13 protein-coding genes are annotated in these 16,642 nt (G+C 63.8%); 3 read left to right on the top strand and 10 right to left on the bottom strand.

Annotation, left to right across the window (positions count from 1 at the left end; genetic code table 11):
* Positions 1 to 128: 128 nt before the first annotated feature.
* Positions 129 to 1,208, bottom strand: coding sequence for a type VI secretion system-associated FHA domain protein TagH (tagH, locus tag LB528_RS08130; protein WP_224714464.1), 1,080 nt, complete (start codon positions 1,206 to 1,208; stop codon positions 129 to 131).
* 304 nt (positions 1,209 to 1,512) lie between these two features.
* Here tagH and tssI point away from each other — a divergent pair, with 304 nt between their 5' ends.
* The 3 genes from tssI to LB528_RS08115 are packed head-to-tail and all read left to right on the top strand — an operon-like array spanning position 1,513 to position 5,338.
* Positions 1,513 to 3,837, top strand: a complete 2,325-nt coding sequence (gene tssI / locus LB528_RS08125) for a type VI secretion system tip protein VgrG (RefSeq protein WP_224714463.1) — start codon at positions 1,513 to 1,515, stop codon at positions 3,835 to 3,837.
* Between the two features lie 8 nt (positions 3,838 to 3,845).
* Positions 3,846 to 4,271 (top strand): DUF6484 domain-containing protein, encoded by a 426-nt coding sequence (locus LB528_RS08120; protein ID WP_224714540.1) that lies wholly within the window; start codon positions 3,846 to 3,848, stop codon positions 4,269 to 4,271.
* Positions 4,271 to 5,338: a HEAT repeat domain-containing protein gene (locus LB528_RS08115; protein ID WP_224714462.1), complete on the top strand. Its 1,068-nt coding sequence runs from the start codon at positions 4,271 to 4,273 to the stop codon at positions 5,336 to 5,338. Before LB528_RS08120 ends, LB528_RS08115 begins: the two co-directional genes overlap by 1 nt.
* Positions 5,339 to 5,369: 31 nt before the next feature.
* Here LB528_RS08115 and LB528_RS08110 read toward each other — a convergent pair whose 3' ends face one another.
* From LB528_RS08110 to tssJ, 9 genes are read right to left on the bottom strand one after another with little or no spacing between them, the layout of a single operon-like run.
* Positions 5,370 to 6,245 (bottom strand): hypothetical protein, encoded by an 876-nt coding sequence (locus LB528_RS08110; protein WP_224714461.1) that lies wholly within the window; start codon positions 6,243 to 6,245, stop codon positions 5,370 to 5,372.
* A gap of 9 nt (positions 6,246 to 6,254) precedes the next feature.
* Positions 6,255 to 7,319, bottom strand: coding sequence for a PAAR-like domain-containing protein (locus LB528_RS08105; RefSeq protein WP_224714460.1), 1,065 nt, complete (start codon positions 7,317 to 7,319; stop codon positions 6,255 to 6,257).
* A gap of 11 nt (positions 7,320 to 7,330) precedes the next feature.
* Entirely contained in the window at positions 7,331 to 8,338 is a 1,008-nt protein-coding gene (locus tag LB528_RS08100; RefSeq protein ID WP_224714459.1) for a hypothetical protein, read from the bottom strand.
* A complete protein-coding gene (locus LB528_RS08095; RefSeq protein WP_224714458.1) occupies positions 8,335 to 9,423 on the bottom strand; it encodes a DUF2169 domain-containing protein in 1,089 nt (362 codons plus the stop codon). Before LB528_RS08095 ends, LB528_RS08100 begins: the two co-directional genes overlap by 4 nt.
* The gene (gene tagF / locus LB528_RS08090; protein WP_224714457.1) at positions 9,423 to 9,965 is read right to left on the bottom strand and encodes a type VI secretion system-associated protein TagF; all 543 of its coding nucleotides are present in this window, start codon (positions 9,963 to 9,965) and stop codon (positions 9,423 to 9,425) included. The genes LB528_RS08095 and tagF overlap by 1 nt, the downstream gene beginning before the upstream one ends.
* Complete coding sequence (gene tssM / locus LB528_RS08085; protein WP_224714456.1) at positions 9,947 to 13,483, bottom strand: type VI secretion system membrane subunit TssM; 3,537 nt, start codon at positions 13,481 to 13,483, stop codon at positions 9,947 to 9,949. Before tssM ends, tagF begins: the two co-directional genes overlap by 19 nt.
* A gap of 1 nt (position 13,484) precedes the next feature.
* A complete protein-coding gene (gene tssL / locus LB528_RS08080) occupies positions 13,485 to 14,810 on the bottom strand; it encodes a type VI secretion system protein TssL, long form (RefSeq protein WP_224714455.1) in 1,326 nt (441 codons plus the stop codon).
* Positions 14,811 to 14,814: 4 nt separating this feature from the next.
* A complete protein-coding gene (gene tssK, locus LB528_RS08075) occupies positions 14,815 to 16,149 on the bottom strand; it encodes a type VI secretion system baseplate subunit TssK (RefSeq protein WP_224512796.1) in 1,335 nt (444 codons plus the stop codon).
* A gap of 36 nt (positions 16,150 to 16,185) precedes the next feature.
* Positions 16,186 to 16,638: a type VI secretion system lipoprotein TssJ gene (tssJ, locus tag LB528_RS08070; protein ID WP_224714454.1), complete on the bottom strand. Its 453-nt coding sequence runs from the start codon at positions 16,636 to 16,638 to the stop codon at positions 16,186 to 16,188.
* Positions 16,639 to 16,642 lie beyond the last annotated feature (4 nt).

The raw sequence follows: 16,642 nt of genomic DNA, 5'->3' as shown, positions 1-16,642 counted from the left end.
GGCATTCTAGTCGCCCGGATACCCAATTGAAACGGCCCGCCGATTGAAATCGGAGAGCAAGATGCTCGAAGAGGAGGCTTCTTCTATGAGACCCGTCACATACGGTTGGCGGGGTCTGTGCCGTGCGGCTATTTCTGCTTGTCGGCCTTGCTGTAGGCTTCGGCGAAATAGGTGAGGAAGACATCCAGCATGCCATTCTCGTGCTTGTCTTCCATCGTCCGCCATGTCGCGACAAGCGCATCCCAGGCCTGGCTCTTCCTGGACGAGAAGGACGCCGGCGGGATCTTTTTGGCGATCGCCTCCGGCGATAGGTCGTCAAGCAGCCTGGACAGCGCAGCCTGCATGGCGGCGTAGGTCGCGATCTCATGCGTCTTCAGATCGCGGAACGCATCTTCGACGCTGCGCTTGGCATCGAGATAGCCGGCTCTGCGCTTGGCGAACATGATCTCCAATATATCGTCGGTGCCCGGCACGAATTTCAGCGGGTTGTTGTCCTCGGCGCCGATCATCGTGCGGTGCGCGCTCTTGGCGAGCACCTTTGCCGCCGCGCGCGCCTTGAGCAGCAGGGATAGCTGCTCGACCGTGGTCCTCAGCACCGCGCCGATCTCGGCCGCGACATCGTGCGGGTCCCGCGACTGCAGCAATTCAGGCGCAATGCCCGCCGCCCTGGCGATCTCCCGCAGCATCGCGTCCGCTTCGGCCGGCCGATTGGCCGGGGCCGCCGGACTGGGCTGCGGGGCCGAGGATCTGGAGACGGGCGCCGCCCTGGTCGGGCGCTGTTCCGCCGGAGTGAAGAACGGCTCATGGCCGCGATCCGGCGGGCCGCCGGTGGAGGGCGGCAGCTCCCGCTGCGTCGATCCCGTCCCGGTCTGCGGATGTCCGGTCGCGGCCCGTTCGTCTTCGATCGAAACGCCGACGACGTAGCGGCCGATCAGCAGCCGGTCGCCCTGGGCCAGCCGATGCGGCCCGGCCATGCGCTGGCTGGACCCGTTGACGAAAGTGCCGTTGCGCGAGACGTCGTAGAGCCAGAACGAACCCGCCTGGTAGCGGACCTCGCAGTGCCGGCCCGAAATGAACTTGTCCGGGTCCGACAGCGTCCAGTCGCAATTCTCGCGGCCGATCTCGAAACTGCGGTCGCGGGCGGCATAGCTGGCGGCGGTGCCGGCCGGCAGCCTGTCGACATTGCTGATCTGGAGCGAGATGAACATCCGGAAGCGTCGCCCAACTTGGTCAACAAATGCTTATTTTCCGCGCAATTCCAGGCGCAAACGCCAACGCACCTTTCCTGGAATTGCCTTGGCATTCTAGCAGCTTGCGAGCGCGGCGGGAGAGGAGCGTTTCACACCGCATGGGGCAGTTTAGCCACAGCTGTTATTTGGCGGTCGCCAAACATATGCTAGGCTGAAAGCGGTCCGGTGCGGTGGGCGTGAAAAGTTCCCGAACGTGATGCGATTAACATAGCGGGGGCTTCAATCCATCATACTGGCGGCCGCGTCCAGGAGGGGCACGACCATGCCGAACGAACGCGCCACGGTTGTGCAGACGCCGGCTGGCGCCGACCTGACCTTCACCCATCTCATCGGCCGCGATGAGATCAGCCGCTGTTTTGCCTATACGGTCGGCTTCGTCTCGAAGAACCGCGACGTCGATCCGTTGAAGATGCTGGGCGGCGTCGTTTCGGTCGAGGGCGAATCCGATCCGAAGCGCTGGTTCAGCGGCCTGGTATCGGATTTCAAGCTGACCCGCATCGAAGACCGGCTGGCCTTCTACGAGGCGACCGTCAGGCCATGGCTCTGGTTCCTCGGCAACACCACCGATTGCCGTATCTTCCAGCACATGACGGCGGTCGAGATCGTCGAGAAGATATTCTCGAAATACGGCATCGCCAAATTCGAGAAGCGGCTGCAGGGGTCCTATCCCCAGCGCGAATATTGCGTCCAGTACGATGAGAGCGATCTCGATTTCGTGCAGCGGCTGCTCGAGCACGAGGGCATCTTCTATTTCTTCGAGCATGACGAGGGCAAGCACACGCTCATCCTGTGCGATGCGATGAGCAAGCTGAAGCCGGCGCCCGGTTACGAGAAGGTGCTTTACAATTTCGAGGGCCAGGCATCGCGGCGCGATGTCGAATACATCACCGAGTGGATACCTGGCAGCGCGGTGCGGCCGGGCGCCTATGCACACACGGACTACGACTTCGAGAAGCCCGGCGCCGATCTGATGGCGAAATCCGCCCAGCCTTTCGGCCATAAGGAAGCCTCGGGCGAGAACTACCGCCAGCCCGGCGCGCATCTCGATGTCGGGCGGGGCGACAAGATCGCCGGGATCCGCCGCGAGGAACTTCAGGCCGTGCACCAGCACAGCACGGCGGTTGGCACGGTGCGCGGCCTTTTTTCCGGCTGCAAGTTCACGCTGGAAAGCTTTCCGCGCGACGACCAGAACCAGGACTATCTGGTGGTCAGCGCCGAATACCGGTTGTTCGATCCGGGCTATCGCACCCAAAACGAGGCTCATAGCGAGAATTTCAAGGTCGTGCTTGGCGCTGCGCCCACCAAACTGCCTTACCGGCCGGCGCGCATCACGCCGCGGCCGATCATGCGCGGCCCGCAGACCGCGACCGTTGTCGGCCCTTCGGGCGAGGAGATCTTCACCGACAAATATGCGCGGGTGAAAGTGCAGTTCCACTGGGACCGGCTCGGCAAGAAGGACCAGAATTCTTCCTGCTTCGTGCGTGTCTCGCAGACTTGGGCCGGCAGCAACTGGGGTTTCATCCAGATCCCGCGCATCGGCCAGGAGGTCATCGTCGACTTCATCGAGGGCGACCCGGACCTGCCGATCATCACCGGCCGCGTCTACAACGCCTCGCAGATGCCGCCCTACGGGTTGCCGGCCAACGCCACCCAGTCGGGCTGGAAGTCGAATTCCTCGAAAGGCGGCGGCGGCTACAACGAGCTGATGTTCGAGGACAAGGCCGGCTCCGAGTTGGTCAATTTCCAGGCCCAGAAGGACCACCACCTGCTGATCAAGCACGACCGCAACAAGACGGTCCAGCACGATCAGTCCGACCGCATCGACCACGACGCCAAGCACTCCGTCGGCCACAACCTTGACGAGGACGTCGGCAACAACAAGACGGTCAAGATCGGCGTCGACCAGACGACGAATATCGGCTCGAATGATACCGAAACGGTGGGCGCCAACCGCTCGCTGACCGTTATGGCGAATGAGACGATCCATGTGGTCGCCAACTCGACCGAGAATATCGATGCGAACCACTCGCAGACGGTGGGGCTCAACCAGACAATGACGGTGGGCGTTGCACGCGTCGACACCGTGGGGGCTGGCGAGGCGAGGACCGTGGGTGCCTCGCAGACGAACACGATTGGGGCGACACGGTCGGTGAGTGTGGGCATCAGCCAAAGCCACAGCATTGGCGCCGGCGACTCGTGGACCATCGGTGCGGGACAAGACATCAGCATCGGCGCCGGACAGACGGTTGCGATCGCAGCGTCACAGGCAATAGACGTGGGTGCCTCGCGCGCCGCCAACATTAAGTCGAACGACAGCACCGACGTCGGCGGCGGTTACATCCTGAAGGTGGCGAAAGGCAGCCTTACCGACGTGAAGGAGAACACCGGCATCAAGGTCGGCAAGAGCCTGTCAGTGGAAGCAGCCGACGACATTACCCTCAAGTGCGGCAGCTCCAAGATCGTGATGAAGAAGGACGGTACCATCATCATCGATGGCAAGGACATCACGGTGACGGGTTCAGGGAAAATCAACGTCAAGGCGTCGAGCGATGTCATCATCAAAGGCTCGAAGATCAACGAGAATTGAGGGACGTGATGGGCAGAGTCAAGAGCACGATCGATGGCGTTGTGATCGGAGTTTTCATGGGGTTCGGTGAAGAAGGCGTACCCCTCGTGGTCTTTGCCGGCAATCCCGAGGAAATGGCGCAGCCTGCGCGCAGCCTCAGCGAATTGTCTTCCGACATGGTCGGCAAGGCGGTGGCGTTGCTTTTCCAGGAGGGTGATCCGCGCAAGCCGCTGATCGTCGGTCGCATCGTCGAGCCGGCACGCAGGCCCGGCGTCGAGGTTATCAGCGACGGCAAGCGTGTACGCATCCGCGCCAATGATCGGCTCGAACTGCGTTGCGGCAGGGCATCCATCGTGATGGATAGTGATGGGCAGATCGTCATCCGCGGTACATACTTGGTCAGCCACTCCAGCGGGCCGAATTATGTTCGTGGCGGCTCGATCAATCTGAACTGATGTCGCCCGTCGAAAGCTTCCATCGCCCCCGCATCGCTAGCCTTGTGGTCAGGCAGCACGCGGAACTGGTAGCCTTTCTTTGGGTGCAGCGCGAGAGCCTTCTTGCGCAAGAGCCGCCCGCGGCGGTGGCGGCCAAGGATATCGACGATCGTATCGAAGCCAACATGGACGGACTGCGCATCGCAGGCCAGGCCGCGTGGCCGAGCCTGCATCAGCAACTGCAAGATTATCCTGACAGCGGCGAACTGTTTGCCTTTGCCTGGACTGCGATCGAGTTCAACGATCCAGTCAGGGTTTCAGAAGCGGTGGGGCATGCCCGCGAGCTGACACCGAACCCGGACGGGTTCATCGGCGCGCTGCGGTGGCATGCGGCCGACCGAATCGGACCACATGTGAGGGATTGGATCACCGACGCCGACGCCTTCAAGCGCTTTCTCGGCGTTTCTGCATGTCTGGCTCATTCGGTCGATCCAAAGTACCTGCTGCCGCGGCTAGCCCGCGATCCAGATCCCCGCGTTCGTGCGGCGGGCTTGCGTCTGGTGGGCGTTCTAAAACGAACCGATCTTGCCGGCGAGGCGAACGCTGCGCTCAACGATTCCGACGAAAGCGCGCGATTCTGGTCGGCATGGTCGCTGGTTGAACTGGGTCACGCCCGATTAGCGCAGAACGCATTGAGGGCAGCGGTTGAAACGCCAGGGAAGGACAGGCTGATAGCGCTTCGCGCAGCGATCAAGGGCGGGCCTGAAACGGAAGTTCGGGCATGGCTCGGCGGATTGATGCAATCGCCCCAGACCGCCTCAATCGCGGTTCGCAGCATCGGCATGTTGGGCGATCGTGGCCGGCTTGGCTGGCTTGTTGAGAAGATGCGCGAGCCGCCGGTATCGATCGCAGCGGGCGCGTCATTTGCGGAATTGTTTCCGGAAGCTCCCTGGGATGAGCTGTCTTCCGCGGACATGACGGAGGTTGGCCCGCACTTCGTCGACTACTTCAGCGACAGCATCGTACGGGTGCCGCTCGCCGATAAGGTTGCTGAATGGGGCAGAGCGGCCGGCGCCCTACGCGACTGAAACGAGGTTACAACTCTCATTTCCAGTTGGATCAGGCGCCGATGGGATGGCCGAAAAAATACCTCTGCCCCGGGGCAAATCTTCTGACGTCGTCGCTATCCAGGAATGTCTCGAGTATTGCCGTCGCCTGAAGCGAGTTGAGTTTGACCGGACTGTCAAAGAAGGCGGCACAGTTCACGCCGGTGGCGGCCTCGAAAATGAGACGGTGCCGGTGAATGCGGCCTATTTCCGGCGCTGCGCTGCCCACCCGTTCAAGCAACTGCCTTGCGAGCTTGACCACGTCGAAAACCTTGCCGCCGAGGATGGGGGTATTGGGACCCGGAAGCTGGCCTAGCATCAGCGATAACGCGTCCTCCACCTTGAGAAAGTACTTCTCCCGATTGATGATGTGAACGGTATCTCTATCCTCGGATTCGATGGACTCGTCGGCGCCCCTGCTTATGGGTCCGTTGATGTCCTCAAGCAGATACGACAACTCTCTCTCGATCTGATAGCGGGTCTCTTCGTCCGATGCGTCATTGTGCAGGGTCAGCAGTATCCGGATAGCGTCCGGGTCTAGCGTCAGGCCCAAAGCCGTTGTCATGAAGTACTCCGATCCGGAGCCATCCTTCTCGAACGGCTCGAAGACGTTCTTCACAAAGCCAAGGGTGCTGGCCAAGCCAGCCAAATTCGTGACCGCTCGCCAGACGAGATAGGCATCGCTGCCCTTCATGATTGCGGGAATGCGGCGCAACGCGGAAAAGTCACCCAACTCGCAGGCCAGAAATAGGCCTGCTATCTGTTCCCAGATTTCATCGCTTCCAAGCAAACGGGATGGATCATAGGAACGCAAATCGACTCCAGGAACATAAAATCCTATCGAAAGGGTCTTGAGAGTGGATTCTGGAACTTGAATGTATTTAGACATTATAACGCCTTATGGAATGCAGTCGTTTACGTTCTCAAGAACAGACTGCGCGTCCTCGATCTCCTGGCACTCACCCGTATCCATGACATCCTGTGGACACACGTTTGATGGCTCGTTGCATCCGCCAGCCATGTGAGGTGTTAAGTGATTCAAGGAATGGTAGGACTTCTTCCCGGCGACAGCATTCGGCCCTCTTCTAATGGGCGAGCCTTTCCCCGTTTCCCAGGCAAGAATGCAGCCGTCCTTCACTCCGGTCGCTTCGAAGGCCACCTTGGCATTCTGCGCCGGTGTATCGCCCGCCGAGGTTCTCGCGCCCTTTGGAATGTCGAAGTACATCGCACAACCCTGATTGTCATTGTTGTGGACATTGGGACAAGCCGGTTTGCCGGCTTTCCGTAGTCGGCGATGCTTTGCTTTAAGTTGCAACATCCTCTTCAGCTTGGTTTCGTAAAGAGCCTTGTTAGCAATCTGCGCGGGGGTACCAGTCCTCATTTTCTTGATCTTGTTCGTCCAGAACGTCTTTTCCTTAACCACGGGATAGGCCTTGCCGGTGGCAGGATCCTTCTGCCATTCGTGCAGCGGGCCACCGCAGCACGGGCATTTCCCGGCCTTCGCGGCCGCCTTAGCATCCTTTGCATTCAGCGTCTCGAGCGCCGGCGCCGGCGGCGTCGCGCCAACATAGGACGCATGGTTGCTCGTCGTGATGTCAAAATGCCGGCAGACGTTCTTGCCTTCGAACTTCACCGACATGCACCAGGCCTGAAAATAGGTTTTGCCGGTGATCTGGTGGGTCACGACCGAAGATCCGAACGCGCGGGTTGCGGCCTCGTTTCCGAGCATCGGCTCCTTGTAATAGGATTTCTGGGCCAGCGCGGCGGGCTTGCCGCCGATCAGCACAGTCTCGGAGCCTTCCTTCAGATTGTTGGAGAACGACGTGTCGGGGTAGGGAATTGGGATGGGCCCGGCCGGTGGGGATGGCGGCGACAGGCAGACATCCGGAAACCGCGCGATCGACTTGTTCATGCCGTTCGTTCCGGCAATCTCCCATTTTTCCGCAAAGACGTTCTTGGTCATCTCTCTCGACCCTATGCGGTAACGATCGCCGCAGCGCGGCTGCCAAACGTCGAACTGCCGTAGAGCACCGCGGAAGGCCCGGGTGCATAGCCGCGCCGGAAGGCTTGCTCGGCCCATGCGAACTGGATGGAACCCGCAGCCGCTCCGCAGTCGCCGATGCAACTCGCCGCCAGCCAGACCAGTTGTTGCGGCCTGACTGTGCGCATCACGCGCATTTGCGCTAGCACCAGTTCCTCGAAAGCGTAGGATTCGCCGGCGACGTCGGATATGCGGAAGGCAACATCGTGAATCTCCACTCTGGCTTCCGCAAGGGCCGTCCGCAGCGCAGAGGCCAGGCCGTCCGCGCGGAACGGCTCCTCGTTGAGCACTGTCGCGGTCTCGCGCGCCAAGCCGAGACCATGCACCGTCACATGTGATTCGAGCAGCGGACGAGCGCTGACGACGGAGATGCTCACCGCCTCGCCAGGAATGAGGCCGTCCGTGACGATGCTCGTCTTGAGACGGCCCGCCTTGTCGAGCCAGCCGAGGGTGCGCGAATCGATGAGCGTGTCCACGGCCAGGATGATACAGGCGGGAACTTTGCGTTCGGCGAGCAGCTTGCGTGCGTGCCAGATGCCGACGAAGGTGGACACGGCTCCTTCCGTCACATGCACGGAATGCGGTCCGACGAGGGATGCGCCATTGGGCAGCGCCAGCCCGCCCACAATGCCGTTGAGGCGCGCGCCTGGAACCTGCGGTTCACGCGTGCACAAGATGATCGGCATCTCGCCCCAAGGCAGCCGGTCCGCCTGTTTTGGGTCGACCTGATCGGCGGCCAGACGCGTCAGGGCAGCGACGCGATCGCGGCCGCGCATCGTCGCCGGCAGGGCGTCCACTGACGCGCCCCGTATTGGCTCGCCGTCGGCGTCGCGATAGGAAAGTTCAGCGAACGCCGCTATGTTTGCCCGCATCGCCGCCGCCGTGCTCCCCGCCGAATAGCCGACCGGCGAAACGAGGCTAAGGCAGGAAATGACCGTCATTTCAGGCGCCTCATCTCCCTCAGAGCGGCAACTGCGACGCCCAGCCCCGCATAGTGCGGTTTCTCGCCGTCGCGGGGGATGAGGTCGTTGCCGACTTGAACCTCCTCAAGTCTCACGAACTTGCGCGGCAGCTTCGTGCCTACCCGGCCCACCAGCACGATTCTGCTCTCGTGCGGAACGATGATGAGAGTATCAGGCACCATCGTCTTTCGTTCCAAATGGTCGTCGAACACGAAGCGCACCGGCACTGACAGTCTCGGCAGTCTTACCCCAAACCGACCTCTCGCGTTCATGCCGATGCAGCCGAAGATCGTTCCCTCGCCCAATCTGTCGAGCCACTGGTCTTCCGGCGCCGCCTGAAAGTAGCGATCGTCGAAATCCTGCGGCAGGAAGGGCAGCACGTTCTCCATCCAGTGTTTATCGTAGGTGCCGGCATAACGTGCGCGTTCCCTGGCAAAGCGCGGCACGGGACCAAAGCCGATCGGCCTGGGCCGGTCGTTCCAGATGCGCATTCGGGAAGCCGGATGCTCGACACACGGCAGCGGGATTCCATCAATGTCACTCTGGCCGACAAGATAGCCGCTGCCGATCGGGTTGATGGTGTCGCTGCGATGCTTCGCGGGGTCTGGATCCGTTCGATCGGTGCCGCCGAAGGCAAGGTGCCATGCGAGCGGCATCGAAACAAAGGGTGTCGGTCGCGACGCCTGGATGCCCAGCCCGCCCCTGAACCAGCGCCTTTGGCCGGTGACCACCGCGCGCTTGTCCAATCCCGGGCCGACCAGACGCACTTCGACCGATTCGGCCTGCTGCCCCCGCGGTGCCATCGCTATCGCGTCGAGCAGGACCTCGCATTTGGGCTTGACGGGAGCGAAGTCGGTTTCGACGCGGATGGAGGTGAATTCCGGATCGCCGTAATGAGTATCGGCGTACACGAAAGGCGACTGTGCTTTGCTGGGCGTGCAGTTGCCTTGCTCATCGACATCGTATGTCGCGCGAATGACCGCGACGCAGAACTTCGCGCAATGCTTATCCTGATAGGGAAAAGTCTCGGCGAGAAACGGGGTGGTGTTCTGGCTAACGAACATCAGCTGGTCTCCCAACTAGCCGCGAAAATCTGCTCCAGCACCGGCTGCGGCGCCTGCGGATCGACGTCGAAAATATCCGTATGCGCCGTCCATGCCACGAGGCCGTCGATGACATCGCCCTCACCCTCGACGGGCGGAATGGGCAGGGCCGCAAGCGCCGCGTCGAGTTCGTCTGGCGTCAGCTCGCCCCGTTGCGCGGCGAGGGCGGCATTCTCGATGCCGTCAAACCACCTATCCGCATAAGCCAGCTTCAGCGGCGCCTCCGAAAGCCGGGCGACGACGCTGAGCGGGAACCGCCGGCCGACCCGGTCGGCGCTCTGCAGCACGATGCCCGCCGAGGCACCGAAGGAACCCGGGCCGGCCAGAAAACGCAGCGCCGTGTTCTGCGGCCAGGCTTCGAGCCCGAACAGCGGCACGACGTGCTGCGCCAGCCAGCGGTCCCACACGCGCACGAAATCGCCCGGCAGCCGCCGCGTCACGAAATCGCCGGCGGCAGGCATCTTGCCGTGAAAGCCGGGCAGGATCAGATCTGCGGCGGACATGTGAACTTCTTGAACATTTCGAGCGTGTAGGGGTTCTCGACGCTGGCCGCCTTGAGCTCGAAATCGGCCCACATCCCCTTGGTGCCGAGCCGCAGGCTGTAGACGTCGGTGAGCTTGGTCGCGTTGAAGCGGCCGCCGCGCAGCATCCTCAGCCACGCCCAGCTGCCGGTTTCGTTGAGCATCACTTCGGGCGAGCCGTCGACAGGCTGGAAGGCGAGCGAAATCACCCCGGTGCCGTCCTTGCCTGGCCATGTCATCGGCTGCGGCCTCGTCGCGTTGTTGTAATAGACGAGGTTCTGGCCATCGAGGTTGAGCGTCACCCGCGCCACATTGGGCGACAGGTCTTTCGGCTCCAGCGTGAAATTCATCACCGGTCCGGTGCCGCCGGGGAAGAGATCGTCACGGATATGCCTTGCCTGCTCGAACGCGGCGAGCGCTGCTGGATCGAGACCGAAATCGGCGCGCCATTTCCACGGCTCGCTGGCGGTGTCGACATAGTTGATCAGATGGTCGTTGGTGAAGGCATCGATCAGGCCGGTCGGCCCGAACAGGCGCTGGAAGTCGCGCACATTGACGTCGACCGCGCTGTCCGGGCTGAACGGATAGCGGTTGTTGAGCGCGGCTTGGCAGAAGGGCAGGATGTCGGCGCGCCAGATGGCGTTGAGCTCGTTGGTGACGGCCTTCTGCGACAGGCCGCTTGTGTCGCCGGCAATTCCGCCCAGCCAGTCGTTGATCGGCGAGGGCAGGATCTGCGCTTGTCTCGCGACCGCGCCTGTCAGTTCGGCCAGCCCGCCCTGTTTCTTGATGGCGCCCTGCGGATCGGGGTTCGCGGTTACCGTCTGCAGCACATTGGACAGCGCCGTCAGCGCCACGACGGCGGCGTCGAGCGCCGGCGGCTGGCCGTCGACCTGGGCGATCGTGCCCTTGAGTGGCTTGAAATGCTCGGCCACCAGGCTGCCGGTCATGTCGACCTGGTCGGCCGAGCCCGCGCGGGGCAGGAGCTTCGCGCCCGTCTTCACCACCTTACCCAGTTTGCCGAGCTTGCTGAGCAGCTTCGAACCGGTCTTGGCGGCGCCGCCCTTGTCGTCGGCCGCCGCCTCGTCGGAGCGGGTCAGATCGGTCTCTTGCACCACGGCCGTCAACAGGCGTTTCAACGCGGAGTCGGCGCTGGACAGGTCCTTGAGGTTCTCGCTGGCGACGTTGAGGTCGGTCAGCGGCGCCAGCCGCATGTCACGCAGGAAACTATCCCACTGCGCGATATAGTCGTCGTAATAGAGCTTCAGTATGTCTTCCGACAGCGCCGAGACCGACGTCTCCGAATTCTCCGAACAGCCGCCGGCAAACACCGCGCGGTCGAGCGCCGCCTGTCCGGCGACATCTTCGACCCGGTCGAGGATCGCGTCATGGAAGCCGGCATAGGTGTAGGGGCCTGGCACACCGACGCGCAGCGTCTTGTCGGAGCGGCGCACGAACACCTTGGCGCCGTTCGGTCCGGCGAAATTGGCCGGCACCCATTCCTTGACCGCCGTCACTTCCGGGTCGGCCAGAAGCTGCTTGTAGGCGCGCTCCGGCAGCGAGATCGTGCACACCGTCTTCAGCGCCTCGGCGACCAGCTCCTTGTCCGGCGCGATGTAGCTGTCGTCGACGGCCATGCGGCGGATCGCGGCAAGCTGGTGCTCTTCGGCGTCGGCGGTCGGGAAGGGGGCGGCAGGCGCGAATTGCGGCAGGCTGTTTACCCACCAGTTCTGTACGAAATCGGTGTCCATCTGCGACAGGCCGGTCATCATCCGGTAGGTCTTCAGCGCGCCGAGCATGAAATCCGGATCGCGGATTTGCCGCCACATCGTGGCCTCCAGCAGCGCGACCATATGCGGCTCCAGCACGTTGCGCAGGGCATGGTCGTAGGTGTCGGTCTGCGCGCGCACCAGCTCGGCCGAAGCGGTCGGACCGAGAAGGTTATGGATCGCATCCGGCGGCGTGGTTCTTGCCGCCGCCACCGCGTCCATCGCCGCCAGCGCGCCGTCCATGGCCGGCTGCTCGACCGCGGCCGGCATGGCGACGTCGGTCAGCGGCTGCTGCAGCGCCTCGAACTGGCCGGCCTGTTCGGTGATCGCATTGCGGTTGTCGAGATAGGACCAGGTGAACAGTCCGCCGGCGAGCAGCGCCGCAAGCGCGCAGGCGGCCGCCGCGCCGCGCCAGATCCAGGCGCGGCGACGCTGCGCCAGCGGATCGAATGTGCCGAGGCCGGCTTCCTTGAAGATCACCTCGGTCAGAAGGTTCCTGAGGAAGAAGCTGCGCTTCTCGACACGCGCCGCCGGCATGGCGCGGCGGGGCGGCAGCCCGAAGGATGAGGACAGCGCCGCGGTCAGCCGGTCGATCGGCGCGCCTTCCTGCGTCGCCGAGGTCAGATAGAGACCGCGCAGCCAGGCGGCTTCTTCATAGCGGCTCTCGCCGAACATTGCCTCGACCAGCACCTGGATCGGCTCGGAGAGGCTGGCAAGCTGCGCCGGGAAGCGGAAGATTTCGGCGCGCTGGCCGAGCTTGTCCTCGTCCTCGAGCCGTGGCACCAGCCGCCGCTCCAGTTCGGCGGCAAGCCTGGCGAGTTCCGTCTGGATCGTGCCGGCGTTGACGCGGGCGTCGAGCGGGAAAGTGGTTCCCCACACCTGTTCGCGCGCGGTGGTGGACAAGCCGCCGAAGAACGCTTCGAACCCTTTGATCAGGTCGGCCTTGGTCAGCATCAGGTAGACGGGCAGGCGGATCTCCAGACGATCGTTCAGCTCCGCCAGTCGGCGGCGGATCTTTTTGCCATGCGCCTTGATCGCGTCGTCGCCCTCCGAGAGCGCGTCGATCGACAGCGCCACGATCACCCCGTTGAGCGCGCGGCGGCCCCGGTGCTTCTTGAGCAGATCGAGAAAACCCAGCCACTCCGCCGCATCGACATCCGGTTGGCTTTCCTGCTGGACGTAACGGCCCGCTGTGTCGATCAGCACCGCGTTCTCGGAGAAGAACCAGTCGCAATTGCGCGTGCCGCCGACGCCCTGCAGGTCGTCCGTGAGGTCGATCGGGAAATTGAGGCCGGACTGGCGCAATGCCGTGGTCTTGCCGGTGGCCGGCGGACCGACGATCACATACCACGGCATCTCGCGCAGGAATTTTCTGCCGCCGAGCTTACGCCGCTTGAGCTCGGCCATTACCTCGCCGAACTTGGCGCCGACGGCGGCCACGCTTTCCTCGCCGGGCGTGAGCTGCTTTTCGGCGACGGGCGCTGCGATCTCGGCGACGAACATGCGGTTGGCGCGGATCGCGCGGCGCTGCGCGATGATCAGCCAGATCAGCCACAGGATGATCAGCCCGGCGATGATGGCGATGCGCACATTGTCCGATTCGAACGGCGCGTATGGTCCGACCTGCACGATCGGGCCGAACACCCAGATCAGCAGCGAAAGCAGCACGATTCCGATCAGCGTCCAGAGAAAACGCGAGGTGATGACGGCCCAGAGGAAGCGCAGGATGAACATCTCAGAGCCTCTTCTCGATCAGGACCTCGACGCGCCGGTTGAGCGCGCGGCCCTCGCGCGTCGAGTTGTCGGCCACCGGATCGGTTTCGGCGCGGCCCTCGGAAGAGATGCTCTCTTGCGGCACGCCGGCTTGCACCAGAAGCTCGGCTATGGTTTCGGCGCGCGCTTCCGACAGACGCTGGTTGCTGGCCAGCGGGTTGGACTTTTGCAGGCGCACATTGTCAGTATGGCCGACGACGGTGATTTTTCCGATCAGCTCCTTGTTGTCCAGGATCACCTTGGCGATCGCTGCGATCAGCGGTTCATAGCCTTCCGTCAGCGTCGGCCGGGAGGACTGGAACAGCTCAGGATTTGAGGACTGGATGACCAGCTTGGCCAGCGAGACGCTCTCGGTGCCGCTGAGCGCTCCTTTGAGGTTGTCCGGCGCTTCGGCCTTGAACTCCGGCAGCAAAGCGAAATCGACCGGTTGCGGCTCGGGCGCGGGCGCATCCTGCTTAGGCGCGGCGCGGGTGACTTCGCCGCGCGAGGCCGGCGGCAGCGTGCGCACCAGCGCGGAGAGCTCGACTGCCTGGCTGCTCAGGCTCATCGACAGGCCGATATAGGCGGCTGCGGCAACGACGATCGCGGCAAGCGTCATCACCCAGATCGGCACGATGAAGCGCTGCGGCTCGTCGGAGGCGATGACGCCTTTCCAGTTCGGCGACAGCGGCGCGTCCTCGGCGTCCGCATTGCGCAGGAAGCGCGCCGCCGCCACGCGCACCGCATTGAGCGACCGGTCGCCGGCGCGGCCGGGCACGCGGTATTTGCCGCGGAAGCCGAGCGCAAGGCAGTAATATTGCAGCTCCAGCATCTCGCGGTCGCGATTGGGATGCCGCTCCAACTCGTCGAGGCGTGTGAAGAACTGGGTGCCGGCATCGACATCGCCGCGCAGCATGACGACCAGCGGCTGGCGCGGCCAGGCGCTGGCGCCGCCCCATGGCGTGTTGAGCGCGAGATCGTCGAGCAGCGCTGCCACCGCCCATGCGGCCTGGTCTGCGCGCTCCAGCGATGAGCCCGCTGCCACCGCCGCGTCGCGCGCCCGCACCAGTTCCTCGAGCAGGCGCGTGCGCATCACTTCCGGGTTCTCCGGCGCCAGCGCGCTTTCGAGCTCGGGCGCGAATTCGAGCAGCGGCGCGAAGTTATTGATCAGCGTGTTTGGATGGGCACGCGCCCGTTTGACCGGTGCGCCAGGCGCCAGCGGCGCCATCGGCCGGGGCGCGGCACCGGTCAGGCGGATGCGTGTTCGCTCGCGATCCTCCGACAGTCCGAAAGGATCATCCCGGCTCATGGCCTCACCTGTTCACCGAATAGCAGTCGACCTGGGGCTCGCTCGGCAGCACACCGGAAACGCCGATGACGAAGCCGGGGGCGTCGAGCAGCGAGGCCCAATGCTCGCTCTTCTGGTCCAACTCCAGGCACAGCCTGTCGCCGTCATACGGGATCTCGCGCGGTTGCGAATGCAGCGGCTTCAGCGGAATGCCCGGCAGGCGCGACTTCCAAAGGCCTTCGAACTGGTCGGCGGAGCCGACCGTCGCCTGGTTGACGAAGATCTTGCGCAGCGCGTCTTCCGAAAGCTCGGAGCCGACGCGGATGACGATGCGGCTGGCGACCAGCAGTTTCGGATTGTCGATCCGCACCTTCCACACATTGGTCGCGTGCCGCATGACCGGCAGCGCGCGCGATTTCGGCTCGATGTAGCGCAGGCTGAGAATGAGCGAACGCAAGGCGTCCGCCAGCGCCATATAGGCGGGGCCGGGCGCCATGTGGTCGTAGGCCGGCAATTCGCCGAGCCGCCGCGAGCTCGAGCCGTAGGTCGCCATTTCGCCGGCGAGGCCGGCGAGCTCGAGATAGAGCTCGGCCGGATGGAAGACATCCTGCGCCAGCATATGCGCAAGGCGCGGCCGCGCGGCATTGGCGAGATGCAGCATCAAAAGGTCCTCGACGCTGCGGCCGGCCCCGCCCATCACCATCTTGCCATGCGCCTCGGCGATCTGGTCGAGGCCGGTGACGACCTCCTGCAGCAATTGCCGGTACCAGTGGACGGCGCCGGTGATCAGCGTCGGCGGCAAAAAGGCCTGGTCGAGCGAGACGCCGCCATCGGCGCGCACACCTTTGATGTCGGCGACGGGAAGCGCCGTGTAGCCGCCGACCGATTTGCCGGGCGCCAGCAGCACCGCTTGCGGCCGCGCGATCTCGATCTCTTCCGGATCGGCGCCGCCCTGCACGGCATCGCGCACCGCAACGATCTTGCCGTGGTAGCGCGCGCCCGTCGATGCGGCATGCGCCGGATCGAAGCCGACACCGCCGGGCGGCTCCAGCGGCAACGCGACCAGCACCGGCCCGGCGCCGGTGTCGGCCGTGACCGGCAGCGGCTTCGGCGCGTCCATCAGTTCCGGGATGGAGAAGGGCGTGCCGTCCGGGAAGATGCCCCGGGCGGACACGATCGACACCTGGCCGGCATCGAGCAGCGACTGGTCGAGCGTCAGTTGCTGGAAGCCGAACGTATGGAGCTGGCCGGCCTGCAAGGCGCCGCGCACCATCCCTTCGAAGAACCGGTCCTGCTGCTGGAAGTGCTGGGTCCTCAAGAAGAGTCCCTCGGACCACAGCACCCTGTTTGCGTCGCTCATGCCACTGCTCTCTGCACTGCCGTGCTTGTCTCGTCGTCAGGCGGAAATGCCGCCCTTGCCGAGGCTGACGTTGACGGTGAATTTCGACCCCGGCGATACCGACTTGGTCGTGCGCCAGTTGCGTCCGCCGGGTTCGCGGATCAGCGCGACGAAGCCGAGCGCCGTCGCGTTCGGTTCGACCGTGATGGTCTTGGCCGCCGTCTTGCCCGGAGCGACCGAGATCGCGTCCGAACCGATGAGGTCGGCGCCCAGCGCCGAGCCGGCATCGCCCTGCAGCGCGAAATAATCGGCCGAGTTGAACTTGCCGGTGCTGGTAAGCCGCATCACCAGCACGGTCACCGGCCTGTCGCCGCCGCCCGGTCCCGGATTCATGCCGGCGCCACCGGTCACGTTGACCGTGATGACCGATGGTTTCGGCGGGCCGCTCTGGCAAGCCGCAAGCAGCCCCGTTGCGCCGATGGCAACGATGAATTCCCGTCTGTCGATCATGTCC

Origin of the sequence: Mesorhizobium sp. CA4, assembly GCF_020165075.1 — a bacterium.
GTDB lineage: Bacteria > Pseudomonadota > Alphaproteobacteria > Rhizobiales > Rhizobiaceae > Mesorhizobium.
Note: the sequence above shows the minus strand (reverse complement) of the source record. Positions and strands in the feature narration are given on the sequence as shown.

Bases quoted from the DNA above. Each gene is read 5' to 3' on its own strand.
- tagF (WP_224714457.1), bottom strand. From the start codon at position 9,965: ATGTCCGCCGCAGATCTGATCCTGCCCGGCTTTCACGGCAAGATGCCT.
- tssJ (WP_224714454.1), bottom strand. From the start codon at position 16,638: ATGATCGACAGACGGGAATTCATCGTTGCCATCGGCGCAACGGGGCTG.
- tssM (WP_224714456.1), bottom strand. From the start codon at position 13,483: ATGTTCATCCTGCGCTTCCTCTGGGCCGTCATCACCTCGCGTTTTCTC.
- tssI (WP_224714463.1), top strand. From the start codon at position 1,513: ATGCCGAACGAACGCGCCACGGTTGTGCAGACGCCGGCTGGCGCCGAC.
- LB528_RS08095 (WP_224714458.1), bottom strand. From the start codon at position 9,423: ATGTTCGTTAGCCAGAACACCACCCCGTTTCTCGCCGAGACTTTTCCC.
- LB528_RS08120 (WP_224714540.1), top strand. From the start codon at position 3,846: ATGGGCAGAGTCAAGAGCACGATCGATGGCGTTGTGATCGGAGTTTTC.
- tssL (WP_224714455.1), bottom strand. From the start codon at position 14,810: ATGAGCCGGGATGATCCTTTCGGACTGTCGGAGGATCGCGAGCGAACA.
- LB528_RS08110 (WP_224714461.1), bottom strand. From the start codon at position 6,245: ATGTCTAAATACATTCAAGTTCCAGAATCCACTCTCAAGACCCTTTCG.
- tssK (WP_224512796.1), bottom strand. From the start codon at position 16,149: ATGAGCGACGCAAACAGGGTGCTGTGGTCCGAGGGACTCTTCTTGAGG.
- LB528_RS08115 (WP_224714462.1), top strand. From the start codon at position 4,271: ATGTCGCCCGTCGAAAGCTTCCATCGCCCCCGCATCGCTAGCCTTGTG.
- tagH (WP_224714464.1), bottom strand. From the start codon at position 1,208: ATGTTCATCTCGCTCCAGATCAGCAATGTCGACAGGCTGCCGGCCGGC.
- LB528_RS08105 (WP_224714460.1), bottom strand. From the start codon at position 7,319: ATGACCAAGAACGTCTTTGCGGAAAAATGGGAGATTGCCGGAACGAAC.
- LB528_RS08100 (WP_224714459.1), bottom strand. From the start codon at position 8,338: ATGACGGTCATTTCCTGCCTTAGCCTCGTTTCGCCGGTCGGCTATTCG.